This is a genomic window from Peribacillus deserti, from assembly GCF_016909175.1.
Lineage (GTDB): Bacteria > Bacillota > Bacilli > Bacillales > DSM-1321 > Paraperibacillus > Paraperibacillus deserti.
The window spans coordinates 39,427-60,730 of record NZ_JAFBFI010000001.1; the positions used below are offsets into that span (position 1 = coordinate 39,427).

14 protein-coding genes are annotated in these 21,304 nt (G+C 43.3%); 11 read left to right on the plus strand and 3 right to left on the minus strand.

Annotated elements, in window-relative coordinates; all coding sequences use genetic code 11:
- Positions 1-92 precede the first annotated feature (92 nt).
- Positions 93-2,156, minus strand: a complete 2,064-nt coding sequence (locus JOC77_RS00200; RefSeq protein WP_204537332.1) for a transglycosylase domain-containing protein — start codon at positions 2,154-2,156, stop codon at positions 93-95.
- A 619-nt stretch (positions 2,157-2,775) separates the two neighbouring features.
- Between JOC77_RS00200 and speE the strand changes: the two genes are divergently transcribed.
- From speE to argS, 4 genes are all read left to right on the plus strand, one after another.
- Positions 2,776-3,603, plus strand: coding sequence for a spermidine synthase (gene speE, locus JOC77_RS00205; RefSeq protein ID WP_204537333.1), 828 nt, complete (start codon positions 2,776-2,778; stop codon positions 3,601-3,603).
- A gap of 293 nt (positions 3,604-3,896) precedes the next feature.
- A complete protein-coding gene (gene speB / locus JOC77_RS00210) occupies positions 3,897-4,772 on the plus strand; it encodes an agmatinase (protein WP_204537334.1) in 876 nt (291 codons plus the stop codon).
- Between the two features lie 184 nt (positions 4,773-4,956).
- Positions 4,957-5,397: a YwiB family protein gene (locus JOC77_RS00215; protein WP_204537335.1), complete on the plus strand. Its 441-nt coding sequence runs from the start codon at positions 4,957-4,959 to the stop codon at positions 5,395-5,397.
- A 4-nt stretch (positions 5,398-5,401) separates the two neighbouring features.
- Entirely contained in the window at positions 5,402-7,075 is a 1,674-nt protein-coding gene (gene argS / locus JOC77_RS00220; RefSeq protein WP_204537336.1) for an arginine--tRNA ligase, read from the plus strand.
- A 177-nt stretch (positions 7,076-7,252) separates the two neighbouring features.
- Here the strand turns inward: argS and uvsE are convergent, their stop codons facing one another.
- Positions 7,253-8,206, minus strand: coding sequence for a UV DNA damage repair endonuclease UvsE (gene uvsE, locus JOC77_RS00225; RefSeq protein ID WP_204537337.1), 954 nt, complete (start codon positions 8,204-8,206; stop codon positions 7,253-7,255).
- 69 nt (positions 8,207-8,275) lie between these two features.
- Complete coding sequence (gene cls / locus JOC77_RS00230; protein ID WP_204537338.1) at positions 8,276-9,478, minus strand: cardiolipin synthase; 1,203 nt, start codon at positions 9,476-9,478, stop codon at positions 8,276-8,278.
- A 212-nt stretch (positions 9,479-9,690) separates the two neighbouring features.
- Between cls and JOC77_RS00235 the strand changes: the two genes are divergently transcribed.
- The 7 genes from JOC77_RS00235 to icmF all read left to right on the plus strand — a co-directional run bounded on the left by JOC77_RS00235 (position 9,691) and on the right by icmF (position 21,033).
- A complete protein-coding gene (locus JOC77_RS00235; RefSeq protein WP_204537339.1) occupies positions 9,691-11,799 on the plus strand; it encodes a heterodisulfide reductase-related iron-sulfur binding cluster in 2,109 nt (702 codons plus the stop codon).
- A gap of 718 nt (positions 11,800-12,517) precedes the next feature.
- Positions 12,518-13,708, plus strand: a complete 1,191-nt coding sequence (locus JOC77_RS00240) for an acetyl-CoA C-acetyltransferase (RefSeq protein WP_204537340.1) — start codon at positions 12,518-12,520, stop codon at positions 13,706-13,708.
- Between the two features lie 34 nt (positions 13,709-13,742).
- Entirely contained in the window at positions 13,743-14,594 is an 852-nt protein-coding gene (locus JOC77_RS00245; RefSeq protein WP_204537341.1) for a 3-hydroxybutyryl-CoA dehydrogenase, read from the plus strand.
- Positions 14,595-14,709: 115 nt separating this feature from the next.
- Positions 14,710-15,840, plus strand: a complete 1,131-nt coding sequence (locus tag JOC77_RS00250) for an acyl-CoA dehydrogenase (RefSeq protein ID WP_204537342.1) — start codon at positions 14,710-14,712, stop codon at positions 15,838-15,840.
- Between the two features lie 29 nt (positions 15,841-15,869).
- Positions 15,870-17,012, plus strand: a complete 1,143-nt coding sequence (locus tag JOC77_RS00255; protein WP_204537343.1) for an acyl-CoA dehydrogenase — start codon at positions 15,870-15,872, stop codon at positions 17,010-17,012.
- 117 nt (positions 17,013-17,129) lie between these two features.
- Entirely contained in the window at positions 17,130-17,834 is a 705-nt protein-coding gene (locus JOC77_RS00260) for a TetR/AcrR family transcriptional regulator (protein ID WP_204537344.1), read from the plus strand.
- On the plus strand, positions 17,773-21,033 hold the full coding sequence (gene icmF, locus JOC77_RS00265) for a fused isobutyryl-CoA mutase/GTPase IcmF (protein ID WP_204537345.1): 3,261 nt from the start codon (positions 17,773-17,775) through the stop codon (positions 21,031-21,033). Before JOC77_RS00260 ends, icmF begins: the two co-directional genes overlap by 62 nt.
- Positions 21,034-21,304: the final 271 nt, after the last annotated feature.

The window sequence follows — 21,304 nt, forward strand, 5'->3', positions numbered from 1 at the left end:
AGAAAAACCCCGGGGAATGGATTCCCGGGGTTTTTCATTGGACGTTCACTTTTTAGCTGTTTTTCGTAAATACTGTTTTAATCCGTGATGGCTTACTCATGCCCCCATATACGCTTATACCACGGAACTTTTTTGTGCTTAGCATGCTTTTCTTTCTTAGCATGGCTGTCACCTAAATGTTCGGTGCAATATTCAGCAGGCTCTGTACCTTTTACATAATACATGAGGCGTGAAACAGGGCAGTTCTCGGTTGCCAGCTTTCCGCTTGCAGGATTTACATAAACACCCACCACATTGGCTGGCGGTTTAAATTTTTTCACTGGCTGATCACCCAGCGCACTCTCCATAAAACCGGCCCAGATAGTTTTCGCATACCTTTTTTCCGTCGAAGAAACAATTTTCTTGGAGTCATCATATCCAGTCCATACGCCGGTTACGAGCTGAGGTGTATAGCCAACCATCCAGCTGTCATATTCGGTGGAACCAGATTTTCCAGCATACGGCCTTGTTAGTTGAGAAGCAATCGTACTGCCGGTAACCGATGAATAGCCATTGAGCTTTTTATCGAACATGCCGGTAAGAAGGGAAGTCATTTCAAAGGCCAGGCCAGGCTCAAGCACTTTTTCCTTTTCGGGCATATGTTCATAAATAACCTCACCTTTATGATTAACCACCTTATTAATGAAAATAGGTTCGACTTTCTTTCCGCCATTCGCAAAAAGACTGTAGGCGTTAACCATTTCCAGCACCTTGACTCCAGAGGTACCAAGAGCAAGAGAAGGTACATTAGATAATGGAGACTGAATGCCAAAACGGCGGGCTGTCTTAATCAATGAACCTTCCTCAAGGAACAGGTGAGTTTTTACCGCATACACATTATCCGACATGGCGAGCGCCTGGGCCATTGTAATATCATCTTCCGCATACTGGTTATTAAAATTGTGCGGTGTATAAGAAGCTTTTCCATTATCATAGGTAAATGTCGTGAGTTCGCTTCTAAGCAGGGTGGATGGAGTGAAGCCCTGCTCTAAAGCCGCGTAATACAGGATCGGCTTCATGGTTGATCCAGGCTGTCTCGATGCCTGTGTAGCCCGGTTGAAGGAGCTTTGGCTATAATCTCTTCCGCCAACCATTGCCTTTACTTCTCCTGTTTTAGGGTTCATCGAAACAAGTGATCCCTGTATATCGGAGCTTTTAGAAATAATGGTATCAAAGGTGCTTTCAGCCTGCTTTTGAATCTTAGTATCAAGCGTGGTATAAATGCTCAATCCTCCAAGCTCTATACTTCTTTCATCCAAGTGAAGCTGAGTTCTTAAGGCCTGCTTGACGGCATCCTGGAAGTAGGGAGCAAATTGATCAGCAGCTGACTCCTGCTCTCCTTTGAATTCGAGTGGTTCTGAATAGGCTTGTACAGCTGCATTCTTCTTAAGGTAGCCGCTGCTTTGCATGGCCCCTAATACGATTTTTTGCCGATCCTTGGCATTTTCCTTAGACACAAAAGGAGAATAGCGGGATGGGCCTTTCGGGATACCGGCCAGCAGTGAAGCCTCTGCAAGTGTAAGATCCTTCGCATCCTTGCCGAAATAATATTTGCTTGCTGCCTGAACTCCATAAGAGCCGTGGCCATAGTAAATCGTATTTAAATATCCTTCTAGAATTTCTTCCTTCGAATAATTCATTTCAATCCTGATGGTATAAAACGCTTCTTCTAGCTTTCGTTTCCATGTTTTATCATGCTGAAGAAATAAATTCCGGGCATACTGCTGGGTAATGGTGCTGGCCCCTTGAACCTTAGCCATGGCATGGATATCAGCAAGTACAGCACCGGCAATCCGCTTAGGATCAAAACCGCCATGCTCAAAAAAATGCTGGTCCTCCACAGATACCGTAGCTTTTACAAGAGCCGGGGAAACATCTGATAGTTTCACCCAGTATCTCTTCTGGGCCGTATTGGTTTCACCCAGTACAGAGCCATCCGCCGAGTAATAAATAGAAGATTTAGGTACAGCCAGAGGCGGTGCCCCAAGCAGCTTGGCATAGCCAAGAATCGATAAATAAATAACAAATACAATCATTAGGGCTAACCCTGACAAAATAATGATGGCCCTGATGTATTTAAAGGATTGTTTAAAGCGCTGTCCTGTAATTGCTTCCATTATCTTTCACCACCCTAATAGATTAGAAAAGCGCAGGCGCCCGTTTAGCGGCGAATGGACTGGAGCGCTCCGAATGAGATAAAGGAAACATCGAAAAGCGGAAGCGCCTTGCTTAGACCCGACAAGCATAAGAGGAGCGGGCCGTGGAAAGTGGTTTCCTTTCTATGGACCGATTGGCTTATGTCTCGAGGGTCTAGGCGCTGCAGCTGGGCATCACGAAGAACGAAAGCGATTCGATGTTGACTTATCGTAAGGAGGAGAGCTAAGTACACTAGCCGCTGGAGCTGACATTGATATAAGCATTTTGTTCATCTATTTACGAAAACAAGGGACGCAGAGTTTTATTAAAATAATTTAAGGTAATAGAGTATTAATCAGTATGAAAGAACAAAGGCATTTTTAAACATCGGAAACAAAAAAACTAAAATTAATATTGCATTTTTGCTAGATTGTTCTATACTTTTCTGATGCAGGATGAAATTATGATAGAAGCACCTGATCAGGATCCTGGTTTTATGTGGTAAAAATGATTTTTGTTAGGGAACTTTCAAATAATTAGGGTATACTAACAAAAGAATTTAAATAGCAGATCAGACACACAGGAAGGGATGATTCAAAAATGGGTTTATGGTTTACAGAAAAGCAGACAGAGAATTTTGGCATAACAATGAAAGTGAATAAAACTTTACATACAGAGCAAACGGAATTCCAAAAGCTTGATATGGTAGAAACAGAAGAGTGGGGCAATATGCTTCTATTAGATGACATGGTCATGACCTCTGTCAGAGATGAGTTTGTCTACCACGAGATGGTTGCACACGTACCGTTATTTACACATCCAAATCCTGAGAATGTTCTTGTAGTGGGCGGCGGAGACGGAGGAGTCATTCGTGAAGTTCTTAAACACCCAAGCGTGAAAAAAGCGACTTTGGTTGAAATTGACGGAAAGGTTATCGAATATTCTAAGGAATACCTGCCTGAGATTGCTGGCATGCTTGAAGATCCGCGCGTTGAAGTGAAAGTGGATGACGGCTTCATGCACATTGCAGAAAGCGAAAACGTATATGACGTAATCATGGTTGACTCAACTGAGCCGGTAGGCCCTGCTGTTAATCTATTTACAAAAGGCTTCTATGCGGGAATTGCAAAGGCGCTTAAAGAAGATGGGATTTTTGTTGCCCAGACGGACAACCCTTGGTTCAAAGCTGATTTAATTACAGAAGTCCAAAGAGATGTAAAAGAAATCTTCCCGATTACAAGCTTGTATATCGCTAACATCCCAACATACCCAAGCGGTTTGTGGACGTTCACGATCGGCTCTAAAGTCCATAATCCATTGGATGTAAACGAAGAACGCTTCCATGAAATCGATACAAAATACTATACAAAAGAGCTTCATAAAGCAGCGTTCGTGCTGCCGAAATTTGTCCAAGACTTAATAAAATAATTAAGAAAAGCGGAGAACGGTGTCTGCCTAAGTTATTTTCAATATTTGCTGAATGATTAAGTGTTAATTTTAAAGGATCCCCTAACAGGCAGGCAGATACCCGACAAGCATAAGGCAAGCAGGCATTGAGAAGCGGTTTTTCTTCACAAGGACTGATGGACTTATGACTCGAGGGTGTCAGTTCGCAGCTAGACATCGTAGACTAGTGAAACGCTTGTATTACCTGGATTTAAATACACCAAAATGGGGAGTCCACTCTCCCCTATATTTTTACATGAAATGGGGAATGCTCCTTGCGTTTTGATGAAGCATATTCAGGCAATGTTTTTATAAAAAGTCATCCGGATTTCGAGGATGCGGAGGCAGTTATTTACGGAATGCCGATGGATTGGACAGTAAGCTATCGTCCGGGCTCCCGGTTTGGCCCGTCCAGAATCCGTGAGGTATCCATTGGCCTTGAGGAATACAGTGCTTATTTAGATAAAGAGCTTGAGGAAGTTAAATACTTTGATGCGGGCGACATTCCATTGCCGTTCGGTAATCCACAGCGCAGCCTGGATTTAATTGAAGACTTTGCTGATAAAATTTTTGCAGAAGGCAAGTTTCCGCTTGGCATGGGCGGAGAACATTTGGTTTCCTGGCCGGTGATGAAGGCAGCAGCCAAAAAGTATCCGAACCTCGCCATCATTCACATGGATGCTCATACCGATCTTCGTGAAGAGTACGAAGGAGAGCCGCTCTCTCACTCTACTCCGATCCGAAAAATTGCAGAGCATATTGGACCTAAGAATGTGTATTCCTTTGGTATCCGCTCCGGAATGAAAGAAGAGTTTCATTGGGCAAAGGAAAATGGCATGCACATTTCCAAATTTGAAGTGCTTGAGCCGTTAAAAGAAATTCTTCCTTCTCTTGCAGGAAGACCTGTATATGTAACCATTGATATTGATGTATTAGACCCGGCACATGCTCCTGGAACAGGGACTGTGGATGCTGGAGGAATTACCTCTAAAGAATTGCTGGCATCCATTCACGCCATTGCAAAGTCAGATATCAATGTGATTGGATGCGACCTTGTTGAGGTAGCGCCAATTTACGACGTATCCGAGCAAACGGCAAATACGGCCAGCAAATTAATCCGTGAGATGCTTTTAGGCTGGGTACAAAAATAATGACGAAGGCTAAAGTCCAAATTCTAATAAGAGTTTGGGCTTTTTGCCATTAAAAACGGGCAGACAGGCGCGGCCGGCTGCTGCTTTTAAACAAAAAAACACCTGATTCCTTTTGAAGCCCTTGAATGTTGGGCCGGGAATCCTTATACTTATAGAGTTATTTTAAACTTGGAGGTGTTGAATAATGCTCCAGACAGACTCCGATAAAAGAAGTGTGAGAGTGACTGTTAAAACGACAATTACAAATGGATCAGAGACCGAAACTTTCGAATTGGCGACTCTAGGAAATTTACATAATAAAGCGAATGCCGACTATCTGCAGTATGAGGAAAAGGATGAGAACGGACTCATTAACACGTATGTGAAATTTACGGATACCGAACTCATGCTGATGAGAAGCGGGTCGGTAACAATGAAGCAGTATTTTCGTGAAAATGAAGTAACTTCAGGATATTATGAGAGTATGTATGGCAGACTTGAGATGCAGACTGATACCAGTAAGATCGTAAGAGAGTGGAATGATCCGGCAAAAGAAGGAAAGATCGAGCTGTACTATGATCTGATGATGCAGGGAAACCATTTAGGGGTCTATCAAATGACGATTATATATAAGGAGGAAGCCTGATAGTATGAATGTGGCAGAGCAGATTCAAGAGAAAATTAAGCAGGAAATCAAGCAGGCAGTTCTAAAAGGAAGCTTAGCAGCCGAAGAACAAATACCAAATGTGGTTTTAGAAGTACCGAAAGAAAAGGCTCATGGAGATTATTCTACCAATATGGCCATGCAGCTGGCCAGGGTGGCTAAGAAATCCCCAAAAGCTATTGCAGAAACAATTATTGAACATTTTGATGCTTCTAAAGCAAACATTGAAAAAATTGAAATAGCCGGACCTGGATTCATCAATTTCCATATGAATAATTCGTACCTGGTCGAAATTATCCCGGCTGTTTTAGCTGAAGGCGAAAAATATGGCGAAAGCGGATTTGGACAAAACAGGAAGGTCCAGGTGGAGTTTGTCTCTGCTAACCCGACTGGAGATCTTCACTTAGGCCATGCCAGGGGAGCGGCCGTCGGCGACTCTTTATGTAATGTCCTTCAAAAAGCAGGCTTTGATGTTTCACGTGAATATTATATAAATGATGCGGGAAATCAGATTAATAATCTGGCAAAATCAGTTGAAGCACGTTATTTCCAGGCGCTGGGCCAGGACTTCCCTATGCCTGAGGATGGATATCATGGAGAAGATATTATTGGCATCGGCAAGAAATTGGCTGAAGAACACGGCGATAAATTTGCACACACAGATGAGAAAGAACGCTTTGAATTTTTTAGAAAATACGGCCTTGAAGTAGAAATGGAAAAGCTGAAAAAAGATCTAGAGAATTTCCGCGTTCGTTTTGATGAATGGTATTCAGAAACATCTCTTTACCACAACGGGAAAATAGATGAAGCATTGAAGGTTCTGCAAGAAAGAGGACATATTTACGAACAGGATGGAGCAACGTGGTTCCGTTCTACCGAGTTAGGCGATGACAAAGACCGTGTTCTGATTAAACAGGACGGTTCATACACCTATTTAACTCCGGACCTTGCGTATCACCGTGATAAGCTTGAGCGCGGCTTTGAAACAATCATTAATATCTGGGGAGCAGATCACCACGGCTACATTCCAAGGATGAAAGCGGCCATTGAAGCTCTTGGCTATAACAGAGAACAGCTTGAAGTCGAAATCATTCAGCTTGTGCACCTGTTTAAAAACGGTGAAAAGATGAAGATGAGTAAGCGTACTGGTAAGGCTGTTACAATGAGAGACTTGATTGAAGAAGTGGGACTTGATGCAGTTCGCTATTTCTTTGCGATGAGAAGCCCTGATACCCATCTTGATTTTGATTTGGATCTTGCCGTTTCCGAATCCAATGAAAATCCTGTGTATTATGCTCAATATGCTCATGCCAGAATTGCAAGCATTCTTCGCCAGGGAAGCGAACTTAATCTGGATTATACTTCTGGAGATATTGATTACACTCAAATCTCTTCAGAAAAAGAATATGATCTGCTTAAAAAGGTAGGCGACTTCCCGCAGGTCGTGGCGGAAGCTGCCGAGAAACGCATTCCTCACCGAATCACGAACTACATCAACGAGCTGGCTGCAACCTTCCACAGCTTTTACAATGCGGAAAAAGTATTGGATCCTGAACAGTCCGAGCGCAGCAAAGCCCGCCTAGCCTTAATCAAATCCGTTCAGATCACGATAAAGAATGCTCTTGCCTTAATTGGAGTATCTGCACCGGAAAAAATGTAATAAGAAAAGCCGAATGAAGTGAGCTTCATTCGGCTTTTCTGCAATATGGGCTCGGCGGAAGAGGAAATCCTCTTAGGAAAAACGCTCTTAAAATCATGAAAATCCTCTTAAAACAAATACACGCCACTTAAATTGTTCCTTGTGTATGTCTGCCTAGTGTTTTTGTTCATACAGCACTTACCATTTTATACTTCCTCCGCTTATGCGTTTAATTCCGCGAATTTTAGACACATCCTCTACAAGCTGTAGAAGAGCTTTGTCCTTTGTCTTCGCCTCTATCATGAAATCCGCGTCCAGATCCATTTCTTTCAAGGTTTTGAGAAGGGGCATGATGAAGTCCAGGTCAACATAATCAGCATGATGCCGGTAATCCTTTTCGTTCTTTGGAGAGGAGATATGGATTTTAGGTACGCGTTTAGTCCGCTCCCAGGTCTGGTAAACTCTAGAGAGAATATCTTCAAGCGGCATTTCAGAAGGATTTGCCATATGGTGATGGTAGTCAAAGGCGAGCGGTATATCTTCCTTTTCGCATACGGCCAGTGTTTCCTGGGCTGTATAGGTTTTATCATCGTTTTCTAAAGTCATAACCTTTTTAATATGAACGGGAAGCTTATTTAAATTTTCATGAAATCTTATTATGCTGGTGGGTTTATCACCGTAGGCTCCGCCAACGTGAATATTAATATTGGAATTATGCTGGACACCCATTGCTTCGAGCATTTGATAGTGGTAAACCATATCCTTAACAGAATTAACGGTGAGTTCCTCTCTTACGCCGGTGAAAAGGGTATACTGGCTCGGATGGAAACTCACACGCAGGTTATGATCCTTAATGATGCTGCCCAGCTGCTTCCATTCGTCTTTAAAGGGACTTATAAAATCCCACATAATTTCCGGATGGGTGGCTAATGGAACCAGCGAGCTGGAGAATCGGTATACCTCTATTTCATGGGCTATATTGTAATGGATGATCCGCAGTGTATTTCTTATATTTTCCCGGGTAATTTCTAAGAGTCTCCTGTCGCCCTCTTCTTTTCCTAATTGTCCATATCTTTTAAATGTGACAGTCCTGGAAGGGGAAGCTTCCCATAAATTGAGGGCGGTAGAAACATAGCCAAATCTGATTTTCATAGGCGGCTCCTTTAATGCATTGATACTTGTACATAGCCATTTCAACCAGTGCCTAAACAAAGCTTTTGCTTATAAGAAATGAGAAATAGAAGAGGCGATCCACTCTTTTGCCGTTCTGACAGGATTAAACGTTGAAATATGCTCCAAATCTAATGCGGTTGAATTTTGCAGGTCATTTTCTAAAGCCTTTTCAAGCTGGTTTATACAGCCAGAATCATAGATATAACAGTTTAGTTCATGATTTAAAAATAAGCTCCTTTTATCAAAATTCGAAGTCCCTACATCACATAGCTGATTATCTATCAAAATAATCTTAGGATGATAAAAGCCATTCTGAAATTGAAATACCTTGGCACCTTTTGGGACAAGCTGGCGAAAATACTTGTAAGAGGCCTCTTTGACAAAAGGATGATCCGCTCTTCCGGGTACGATAACTGTTAAATCGATTCCTTTTTCTAATGCCTTTATAAGCTCGGAAATAAGTAATTTACTCGGAATAAAATAGGGTGTGCCAATCACAATTTTTTTCCTTGCCATCCTGATAAGCTTTGCATATCTTTCTTCTAGAAAGACCCCTTCACAGGGAACAATAAGATGCTTGCATTTGCCCTTTTCAGGTTTCAGGTGAAACAAATCGGTTTTGCGGTAATCTTTCCCGGTTGCCTCAAACCAATCCTCCAGAAATTCCTCCTGAAGATCGCGTACTCCTTCGCCGGAAATTTTTAAGTGATAATCTCTCCAGGGAGAAAGCTTTTTGTCTTCATTGATATATTCTTTTCCGATATTGAACCCTCCCAGGTAAGCGGTTTTTCCATCAATGACGGTTATTTTGCGATGATTCCGCTCCTGGGATGAATAAAACAAATAAGGAAGCTTTGGAGCCTGGCAGAACGAAATTTCAATACCCTGCTTTCTCAATCCGCGGATCGTTTTCTTTTTTAAGCCAAAACTGCCCATCCAGTCCAGAAGAAGGCGGACTTGTACACCCTGGGCTGCTTTTTCTTTGAGCAGGGTTAGAAATTCCTTGCTGAAGTGATCTTCTTTTACAATATAAAAAAGGATGTGAATGTGAAGTTCTGCAGATCTAATATCAGAAAACATATCCTTAAATAAGCTGACCCCATCCGTAAAAAGTTTGATATCACTGTAACGAAAAGGGAAATCCCTTCGATGTGCATGTTTTAAATGTTTCATGCGTCCTAATTTAAAATCGATCCAAATCCACAGCACCAAGAGGAGTAAAGCGAGAATTACATATAAAATTAATTTCATGGAATTCTCCTCCTTTTTCTGGGTATCCGATTATTTTAGTGTGGCACAAAAGGATTTAAAGTATGATGAGAAAAGGGTAGAAGCGGAAATAAAACGCGGAGTGTCGGTAATAGAAAACAGTTGACTGAATGCTCATTCATTATATAATGGAACTAAGAATAAATTCAGAAAAATTATACTCTTCTGTCGTCTCAGAGAAAGGGGAAACACCAGTGAATATTTTACTATGGATCAACCTTGTTGCATTCCTTGCTGTAACCGCTTACGCGATAAGCCTTTTTGTGTATTTGATCAAAACGAGAGTCGCGTATATAAAGCTCGGAAAAAAAGAGGAATTTGACAGCAATGTGAAAGAGAGGCTTCATAAAGTCTGGGTCAACGTCTTCGGACAGAAGAAACTGTTGAAGGATAAAAAGAGCGGTATCATTCATGTTATGTTTTTCTACGGCTTTATCCTTGTGCAGTTTGGAGCGATAGATTTCATCATCAAAGGTTTGATACCAGGCGCTCATCTGCCGCTTGGACCCTTATATCCAGGTTTTACTTTCTTCCAGGAGATTGTAACTCTAATGATTTTGGTTGCCGTAGTCTGGGCTTTCTACCGACGTTATATTGAAAAGCTTGTGCGCTTGAAAAGAGGGTTTAAATCCGGACTTGTTCTACTATTCATCGGCGGATTAATGCTTTCGGTTCTGCTTGGTAATGGCATGTCCTTAATCTGGCATGGCGAAGAGGGAACGTGGACTGAACCCATTGCATCACTGGCTGCAGGTGCTTTTGGCTGGATTGGCAAAACAGGAGCCATTACGGTGTTTTATATTGCCTGGTGGATTCATTTGCTCTTCCTGCTCGCATTCCTGGTATATGTACCGCAGTCCAAACATGCTCACTTGATTGCCGGGCCGGCGAATACTTACTTTAACCGGACAACTACACCTGGAAAACTAAGAGCGGTAGACTTTGAGGATGAAACTCAGGAATCCTTTGGAGCGGGAAAAATTGAAGATTTTACCCAGCTTCAGCTGATTGATTTGTACGCATGTGTAGAATGTGGAAGATGTACAAATATGTGTCCGGCTACTGGGACTGGAAAAATGCTCTCGCCAATGGATATTATTTTAAAAATGAGAGATCATTTGACAAATAAAGGCGCAGCCATCACCTCAAGGCAGCCTTGGGTTCCAACATTGGCGTTTGCCAATACTCAGGGAAATCAGCTTGCTCTTGCAAGCGCTACCCAGGGAGCGAAAGAAGCGGCTGCAGCAGTTGAATACAATCCAGCTTTAGTTGGTGAAGTAATCACGGAAGAGGAGCTTTGGGCTTGTACAACCTGCCGTAACTGTGAAGACCAATGTCCGGTTATGAACGAGCATGTAGATAAAATTATCGATATGCGCCGCTATCTGGTTCTTACAGAAGGGAAAATGAATCCCGATGCACAAAGAGCCATGACCAATATCGAACGCCAGGGAAATCCGTGGGGATTAAACCGCAAAGAGCGCGAAGACTGGCGTGAAGCACGCGAGGATGTATCCATCCCAACCGTGAAAGAAGTGAAAAAAGCAGGCGAAGAATTTGAATATTTATTCTGGGTTGGCTCTATGGGATCTTATGACAACCGAAGCCAAAAAATTGCGCTGTCATTTGCGAAACTTCTAAATGAGGCAGGAGTGAAGTTCGCCATTCTTGGCAACAAAGAAAAGAACTCCGGTGATACTCCGAGAAGACTTGGAAACGAATTCTTATTCCAAGAGCTTGCGACAAAAAATATTGAAGAATTTGAGAAAAATGAAGTTGCGAAAATCGTAACCATTGACCCTCATGCCTATAACATTTTCAAAAATGAGTACCCTGACTTTGGCTTGAAGGCAGAGGTTTATCATCATACAGAATTACTTGCCAAGCTTGTAAAAGAAGGCAGACTGGTTCCAACAAAAGAAGTAAATGAAACGATCACCTTCCATGATTCCTGCTACCTGGGAAGATACAACGAGGTCTATGACGCACCGCGCGATATTTTGCGCGCGATTCCGGGTGTCAAACTGGTAGAAATGGAACGAAACCGTGAAAATGGAATGTGCTGCGGCGCCGGTGGCGGCTTAATGTGGATGGAAGAAGAAACAGGCCACAGAATAAACGTAGCCCGCACAGAGCAGGCGCTTGCCGTGAACCCATCAGTTATCAGCTCAGGATGTCCTTACTGTTTAACCATGATCACAGACGGCACTAAAGCCAAAGAAGTAGAAGATGATGTAAAAACCTACGACGTAGCTGAGCTTCTCGAAAAATCCATTATCGGTGAACAAACTACTGTCGCATAATAATTAACCAATTGTGAAAAGCTGCCTGGATCAATGCCGATGACGGAATACATTCAGGCAGCTTTTACTTTTGCTAGTGTGTGCAGCTCACTGCTGGGAGCACTGTCGAGTGTGTGCTCATAAATTTTTAATTACAGCAAAAATATTTTCAATAGCGGCTCATTCATTTTAATAATCCGCTCATAAAATTTCGATAACCGCTCATATAAGCTTTGGTTGGGACCTGGCACTAGCCGCTAACCTGGAAAAGAGCGCCTATCCTTAATAAATGCCAAAGCGATGCAAATATAATGATTTGGCGCAATCTTCTTATGTAAACCACAATCCATTCAAAGGCAAGATCAAGTTAAGCAAAAACGGCCGCATATCTTTTAACAGATTTACCTAACGACGCAATTATTTCCGTATAGCGGGCAATTATTTTATTATACGAAGCAATTAATTCCGTATAAGAAGTAATTATTTTCAAAAACGGCGCAATTAATTTCAGCAGCTCCACCGTATAAAATTCAACACACTTCCGTTATCCATCACATTCATTTTTTTACTAATAGTTGATAAAATATTTTGAATATCCAGCCAAATCAGTTAAGATATGTATGTAAAGCGCTTACATAATCTATTTATTTTTTTGGGCTTGCCTTGAGCGAGCGTTCAGTCAGCAAAGCAGCACCGCAAAAGATAACACAAAAAAAATGCAAATATAGGAGGAATTTAAATGAGAAGAACAGTGATCGTCAGCGGGGTTAGAACTCCTTTTGGTAAATTTGGCGGCGGGCTGAGCAGCTTCACGGCTTCTGAACTTGGCGGCAAGGTGATCAAGGAGGCTATTAACAGAGCCGGCATTTCACCTGATTCTGTGGATGAAGTCATTATGGGAACGGTTTTGCAGGGAGGACAGGGACAGGTGCCTTCGCGCCAGGCAGCACGTCATGCAGGTCTCTCGTGGAGCATTAAAACGGAAACGATTAACAAGGTATGTGCATCTGGTATGAGAAGCGTTACCCTGGCAGACCAGATTATCCGTTCAGGTGATGAAGAGGTCATTGTTGCTGGCGGAATGGAGTCCATGAGCAATGCACCATATTTTATGCCAAAAGCCAGATGGGGCCTTAGAATGGGCGATTCTCCGATGAAGGACTTAATGATTCACGATGGGTTAAGCTGCAGCTTTACCGGTGCGCATATGGGGACATATGGAAACAGCGCGGCTGTGGATCTGGAGATTTCTCGGGAAGATCAGGATCAATGGGCATTCAGAAGCCATCAGCGGGCCATTAACGCGATTGAAAAGGGAATTTTTGCAGAAGAGATTATTCCAGTTGAGGTACCACAGCGTAAAGGTGAACCTATTGTGATAGCAGATGATGAATCCCCAAGAAAAGATACGTCCGTAGAGATCTTAGCGAAGCTGAAACCTGCTTTTGGGGCTGATGGGACGATTACAGCTGGCAATGCCCCCGGTGTGAATGACGGTGCAGCAGCGCTTGTGCTTATGAGCGAGGAACGCGCAGAAAAAGAAGGCAGAACACCGATGGCCTATATCATTGGCCATGCGGAAGTGGCGGTTGAAGCTAAAGACTTTCCAAAAACTCCGGGCCTTGTAATTAATGAAATTTTGAAGAAGACCAAAAAATCAGTGGAAGAAATTGATTTGTTTGAAATAAACGAAGCATTTGCAGCGGTTTCTCTTGCCAGCAGTAAAATCGCAGGGCTTGATCATGAGAAAGTAAATGTGAATGGCGGGGCAGTGGCACTGGGCCATCCTATTGGTGCAAGCGGCGGCAGGGTGATTATCACATTAATTCATGAGCTAAAGCGCCGTGGCGGCGGAATTGGTGTGGCTGCGATTTGTTCTGGAAGCGGCCAGGGAGATGCCATTATGGTAGAGGTGCCTAAAGAAGCGTAAGAGATTTCCAGATTGCAAGAGAGGCGTGATACAGATGGGAATTCAAAAGGTAATGGTCATCGGTGCGGGACAGATGGGTTCTGGGATCGCCCAGGTCTGCGCGATGAGCGGATATTCTGTCATTTTGCATGATTTAAAAGAGGAGTTTGTAGAGCGGGGCATCAGCACGATTAACAAGAACCTGAGCAGGCAGATAAATAAAGGAAAACTCACTCAGGAAAAGATGGAAGAGACGGTTCAAAGAATCCAGAAATCCTCGGACCTCCAAAATGCTAAAAACGTAGACTTAGTAATAGAAGCAGCCGTTGAGAATATGAAAATCAAGAAGGAGCTATTTGCTGAACTGGATAACATTTGTCCAGAAGACACCATTTTAGCAACCAATACGTCATCACTTCCTATCACCGAAATCGCTGCGGCAACTAATAGGCCGGAAAAAGTGATTGGGATGCACTTTATGAACCCCGTGCCTGTTATGAAGCTGGTCGAAATCATCAGAGGGCTGGCTACAGCTGATGAGGTATATCAAACCGTTGAAGACATGGCGAAGGCGCTGAATAAAGTGCCAGTCGAAGTGAACGATTTCCCTGGCTTCGTATCCAACCGGATTCTCATGCCGATGATCAATGAAGCGATTTATACGCTGTATGAGGGAGTAGCATCAAAGGAAGCAATAGATGAAGTGATGAAGCTGGGAATGAACCACCCGATGGGACCGTTAACTCTTGCTGATTTCATTGGTCTGGATACATGTCTTTATATTATGGAAACACTCCACGAGGGCTTCGGAGATGACAAATACCGCCCATGTCCGCTTCTAAGAAAGTATGTCAAGGCAGGCTGGCTTGGCAGGAAGTCGGGCAGAGGCTTTTACAGCTACACGTAATGAAGAAGGCTCAGGCTGCAGGGTTCTTTCTAAATGATTTCCTAAGAATCACCTTAATGGGCTGAAAATAATAAATGTAAGTTTTAAAAAAGAACGAACTCCAGGAGGAGCCAGCATGAATTTTCGTTTTACGGAAGAACAAGAAATGATGCGGAAGATGGTTCGTGATTTTGCGCAATCTGAAATTGTCCCGTTTGTAGAAAAGATGGAGCAGGGTCATTTTCCAAGAGATATTATTAAGAAAATGGGCGGGTTAGGGCTGATGGGAATTCCCATCCCTGAAAAATATAATGGATCCGAAATGGACTACATTTCTTATATTATCGCTGTAAATGAAATATCCAGGGTCAGTGCAACTATCGGCGTCATTCTGTCGGTTCATACATCGGTCGGAACGAATCCTATTCTGTACTTTGGTACGGAAGAGCAAAAGAATAAATACATTCCAAAGCTTGCCACAGGAGAATATCTTGGAGCCTTTGCACTGACTGAACCTTCCGCAGGTTCAGATGCAGGCAGTTTAAAAACCAGGGCAGTAAGAGACAAGGACCACTATATCTTGAATGGCTCCAAGATTTTCATTACGAATGGCGGAGAAGCAGATACGTATATTACCTTTGCTTCGACCAGTCCGGAAAAGGGTTCAAAGGGAATCACAGCTTTTATTATAGAAAAAGATACTCCAGGACTTATCATCGGAAAAAACGAGCACAAAATGGGCCTTCACGGATCCCAGACTGTGTCGCTGACCTTTGAAGATATGCGGATTCCAGCAGAAAATGTCTTAGGTGAAGAGGATCAGGGCATGAAGGTTGCATTGGCAAATCTGGAGGCTGGGCGCATCGGAATTGCCGCTCAGGCTCTCGGCATTGCAGAAGGGGCCTTTGCTCATGCAGTGAATTATGCCAAAGAGAGACATCAGTTCGGCAAGCCTATTGCCGCTCAGCAGGGAATAGCCTTTAAGCTTGCTGAAATGGCCACCAATATCGAAGCATCAAGAATGCTGCTGTACCGGGCAGCCTTCCTAAGGTCTGAAGGCATACCATGCAAAAAAGAAGCATCGATGGCAAAGCTTACGGCATCAAGGACGGCGATGGACACAGCAATAGAAGCAGTCCAGATTTTCGGCGGCTACGGTTATTCAGAGGAATATCCGGTAGAGCGGTATTTCCGGGATGCTAAAATAACAGAAATTTATGAGGGAACAAGTGAAATTCAGCGAATTGTCATCAGCAAGGAGCTATAAAACGACTAACTGAATGCTGGGGGATTATTATGCAATTTAAACTAACAGAAGAACATGAAATGATTAGAAAAATGGTCCGCGACTTTGCTAAGAATGAAGTAGCTCCCACTGCGGCTGAACGTGATGAAGAAGAGCGGTTTGACCGTGAAATTTTCGATAAGATGGCTGAGCTTGGACTGACAGGAATTCCTTGGCCTGAAGAATACGGCGGCATTGGCAGCGATTATCTGGCTTATTGTATTGCGGTTGAAGAGCTTTCACGGGTATGCGCTTCGACAGGAGTAACACTTTCCGCTCACACATCCCTTGCTGGCTGGCCAATCTATAAATTCGGTTCAGAGGAACAAAAGCAGAAATACCTTCGTCCAATGGCAGAGGGTAAAAAGATCGGCGCTTACGGATTAACGGAGCCAGGATCAGGATCAGATGCAGGCGGAATGAGAACAACTGCAAAACTTGACGGTGATCACTATATCCTAAACGGCTCAAAGATCTTTATTACAAATGGAGGCATCGCTGATACGTATGTTGTATTCGCTTTGACAGATCCAAGCTCCAGGCAGAAAGGAACAAGCGCCTTTATCGTAGAAAAAGACTTTGAAGGATTTAGTGTCGGTAAGAAGGAGAAGAAGCTTGGAATTCGATCATCGCCGACAACAGAAATCATTTTTGAAGACTGCAGAGTTCCAAAGGAAAACCTGCTTGGTCAAGAAGGCGAAGGCTTTAAGGTGGCCATGATGACCCTTGACGGCGGCAGAAACGGAATAGCAGCACAGGCTGTAGGGATTGCTCAGGGAGCTTTAGACGCTTCAGTAGCCTATGCAAAAGAACGTCAGCAGTTTGGCAAGCCGATTGCGGCGCAGCAGGGTATTGGCTTTAAGCTTGCGGATATGGCAACACAGGTGGAGGCGGCCAGACTTTTAACCTACCAGGCAGCATGGCTGGAGTCTGAAGGCCTGCCATACGGCAAGGAATCGGCGATGTCTAAGCTGTTTGCCGGGGATGCAGCGATGAAAGTTACAACAGAAGCTGTACAGGTATTTGGCGGTTATGGATATACAAAGGATTATCCGGTTGAACGATATATGCGGGATGCGAAAATTACACAAATCTATGAAGGTACACAAGAAATACAAAAGCTGGTCATCTCAAGAATGATTACAAAAGAGTAAGGGCAAGGGGAAGGATATTGTACCAATGTCTTTCCCTTTTCTAAGCTAAAAGGAAGTTCTTTTTAACAATCACGGAAACGGTATTCCTATGAAATAAGCAAAAAGGGCGGGGTAACCATGAAAAGGGACGTTCACGCCACGGTTAAAGATGAGCGGCTCATTCTGAAAAGAAGAAACGAAATGATTAAAGGTGCCGTTACTCTGTTTAAGGAAAAAGGTTTTCACCGCACCACCACCAGGGAAATTGCAAAAGCTGCGGGGTTCAGCATCGGCACGCTCTATGAATATATAAGAACAAAGGAAGATATTCTCTATCTTGTCTGCGACCATATTTACGAGGAAGTCCGGGACCGGCTGCAGCAGGATCTTGATACAAGAAAAGGAAACCTGGAATCTCTGAGGTTAGGCATCTTTAATTTTTTCAAAGTAATGGATGATATGCAGGACGAGGTGCTGGTCATGTATCAGGAAGTCAAGTCGCTGACACGGGATGCCCTTCCATATGTATTAAAAAAAGAGATGGAAATGGTTGGGATGTTTGAGCGGATTATTCAGCTTTGCACAGAAAATGGAGAGCTGGATCTGACAGAGCCAGAAATTAAGATGATTGCCCATAATATTTTTGTCCAGGGACAAATGTGGAGTTTTAGGAGATGGGCATTACGAAAAATGTTCACTCTTGAGGAATATGTGGAGCACCAGACCAAGCTGCTTTTTCACGGATTGCTTACGAGCGAAATACAAGAGGGGAGAGAAAACAATGACAGAAACCTATCAGCCAAAGCATCATATCCGGTTTGTGACAGCATCGAGTCTGTTTGACGGACATGATGCCTCTATTAATATCATGAGGCGTATATTACAGGGCAGCGGTGCAGAGGTCATTCATCTAGGACACAACCGGTCCGTTGAAGAAGTTGTAAATGCGGCAATCCAGGAGGATGTTCAGGGAATTGCTATATCTTCTTATCAGGGCGGACATGTGGAGTATTTTAAATATATGTACGATTTACTAAAGGAAAAAAATGCTTCTCACATCCGCATTTATGGCGGCGGAGGCGGAGTAATTATTCCAAAGGAGATTAAGGAACTGCATGATTACGGAATTGCCTGGATCTTTTCGCCTGAAGACGGCAGGAAGTACGGCCTTCAGGGAATGATTGATATGATGATCAAGGAATGTGATTTTGCGACCGCATCCTCAGATCTGCTTGAAAAGATGGAATTGCTGAAAGAAGGCGACCATCGAACGATTGCACAGCTTATCACCCTTGCAGAAAATAGAGTGGGAATCCAGGATGAGGTGGCTGCTGCTGCAGAAAAAATCCTTGATGAGGTCAAGCAGCATGAACAAAATATCCCGATTGTCGGGATTACGGGGACTGGAGGAGCAGGAAAAAGCTCTCTGACAGATGAGCTGATCAGACGCTTTCTGAATGAAATTCCAGAGAAAAAAATTGCTATTTTATCCATAGACCCGACGAAGAGGAAAACAGGCGGCGCATTACTTGGCGACCGTATCAGGATGAATTCTATTTTTAATCCGAGAGTGTATATGAGAAGTCTTGCTACAAGAGACTCTGGTAGTGAAATTTCTCTTGCTCTTAAAGATGCGCTTGCCGTTGTTAAAGCTGGCGGTTTCGATTTAATCATTGTCGAAACAAGCGGGATCGGACAGGGTGATGCAAGTATTACAGAGGTAACGGATCTCTCGATGTATGTAATGACAAGCGAATTTGGAGCCCCTTCTCAGCTAGAAAAGATCGACATGATCGATTTTGCCGACCTGATTGTGATTAATAAGTTTGAGCGTAAAGGGTCAGAGGATGCTAAGCGCCAGGTGCAGAAGCAGTTTCAGCGCAGCCGGATGCTTTTTGACCAGGATATCGACCAGATGCCTGTATATGGGACGATCGCGAGCCAGTTTAATGATGTGGGAACAAATGCGTTATTCGCAGCGCTTGTTGAAAAAATCAATGAAAAAGCTGGAAAAAACTGGGTGACTCGTTTTTCAAAAGAAGCAGATGTGAAAAAGCAAAACATCATTATCCCAAATGACCGTCGTTATTATTTGCGGGAAATAACAGAGACAGTAAGAAACTATCACTCCAAGGCAGAAGAGCAAGTAAACATTGCCCGGCGTCTGTTCCAGCTGGAGGGTGCAATTTCAGCTGTAAAAGAGAAGGAATTGAATGGGGAAGTTCTCTCTTCTCTTGAAGCATTAAGAGAAGAAACACTTACCAAACTGACCGAAGAATCAAAAAGGATTATCTTCGGCTGGGATGAATTTAGAAGCAAATATGCTGGGGATCAATTCGTCAGCAAAGTCCGGGACAAGGAAATTGTGACAGAGCTTAAGGTTAAGTCGCTATCTGGCCTTCTAATCCCTAAAGTCTCCCTTCCGAAGTATGTGGATTATGGAGAAATTCTGAAATGGGTGTATAAAGAGAATGCGCCGGGCTTCTTCCCTTATACAGCAGGAGTGTTCCCGTTCAAAAGAGAAGGGGAAGATCCGAAACGTCAGTTTGCCGGCGAAGGAACCCCTGAAAGGACGAACCGCCGATTCCACTATTTATCCAAGGATGATAAGGCTAAGCGCTTGAGTACAGCTTTCGATTCCGTAACGTTATATGGAGAAGATCCGGATCACCGGCCGGACATTTACGGCAAGGTTGGAGAAAGCGGAGTAAGCATTTGTACACTCGAAGATATGAAAAAGCTTTATGACGGCTTTGATCTATGCCATCCATCTACTTCGGTATCGATGACCATCAATGGTCCTGCACCGATCATTCTGGCTATGTACCTAAACACGGCCATCGAACAGCAGACAGCTAAAAAAGAAGAAGAGTTGGGAAGAAGGCTCACTCAGGAGGAATATGAGCAAGTGAAGGCATTTACCTTCCAGTCTGTCAGAGGAACCGTGCAAGCCGATATTTTAAAAGAAGATCAGGGACAGAACACATGCATTTTCTCTACTGAATTTGCGCTTCGTTTGATGGGGGATATTCAGGAATTTTTTATAGAGAAAAAAGTAAGAAACTATTATTCTGTATCGATTTCGGGCTATCATATCGCCGAAGCAGGCGCTAACCCGATTTCACAGCTGGCCTTTACGCTGGCGAATGGTTTTACGTATGTAGAGTACTATTTAAGCAGAGGCATGAATATTAATGATTTTGCACCAAATCTGTCGTTTTTCTTTTCCAATGGCTTAGATCCTGAGTATACGGTACTCGGCAGGGTGGCTAGAAGAATATGGGCCGCCGTTATGAGAGATAAGTACGGTGCAAATGAACGGAGCCAGAAATTGAAATATCATATTCAAACCTCCGGACGTTCTCTGCATGCTCAGGAAATCGACTTTAATGATATCAGGACTACATTGCAGGCGTTAATGGCTCTTCAGGATAATTGCAACTCACTTCATACGAATGCCTATGATGAGGCCATTACAACTCCAACGGAAGATTCAGTCCGCAGGGCCATGGCCATCCAAATGATTATTACAAAGGAACTGGGCCTTGCAAAAAATGAAAATCCGCTTCAAGGTTCTTTTATAATAGAAGAATTAACGGATTTGGTGGAGGATGCTGTCCTTCAGGAATTTGAACGCCTCAATGATCGGGGAGGAGTTCTCGGCGCAATGGAAACGCAGTATCAGCGTGGAAAAATCCAGGATGAGTCCATGTATTACGAAATGAAAAAACATTCAGGGGAACTGCCGATCATCGGGGTAAATACGTACCTGAATCCTAATCCTCCTTCAGAAGAGGAATTGGACAGTATGGAGCTTGCGAGAGCCTCCAAAGAAGAAAAAGAACAGCAGATCCGTAATCTGATTAAATTTCAGGAGCTTCATAAATCAGAGCTTAATGAGGGGCTCGAACGGCTGCAAAATGCTGCTTATAGCGGCGGCAATATCTTTGCTGAATTAATGGAAACCGTGAAAACAGCAAGTCTTGGACAGATTACGAAAGCCCTTTATGAGGTTGGCGGGCAGTATAGAAGAAATATGTAACTAAAACCAGGCTGCACCAGGTACTATCAAATGGGGCCCTGCTTAGGATACCCCCTGCCAAGGCTGATTTGGCAGGGGGTATTTTAGGTAAAAACGGTCTGACCTTCATAAAATTTGGGTATTATGGGAAAGAGGAGAAATAAAAGGCAGGTGGTATAATGCATGTGAAAAAGATGATGCAGGCGTTTATAATTTGTATGATTGCTGCTTTTACCATATTCTTATATCAGAAGCAGCTTGGAGCGGTCCCTTTTCTTTTGCTCTCTTACTA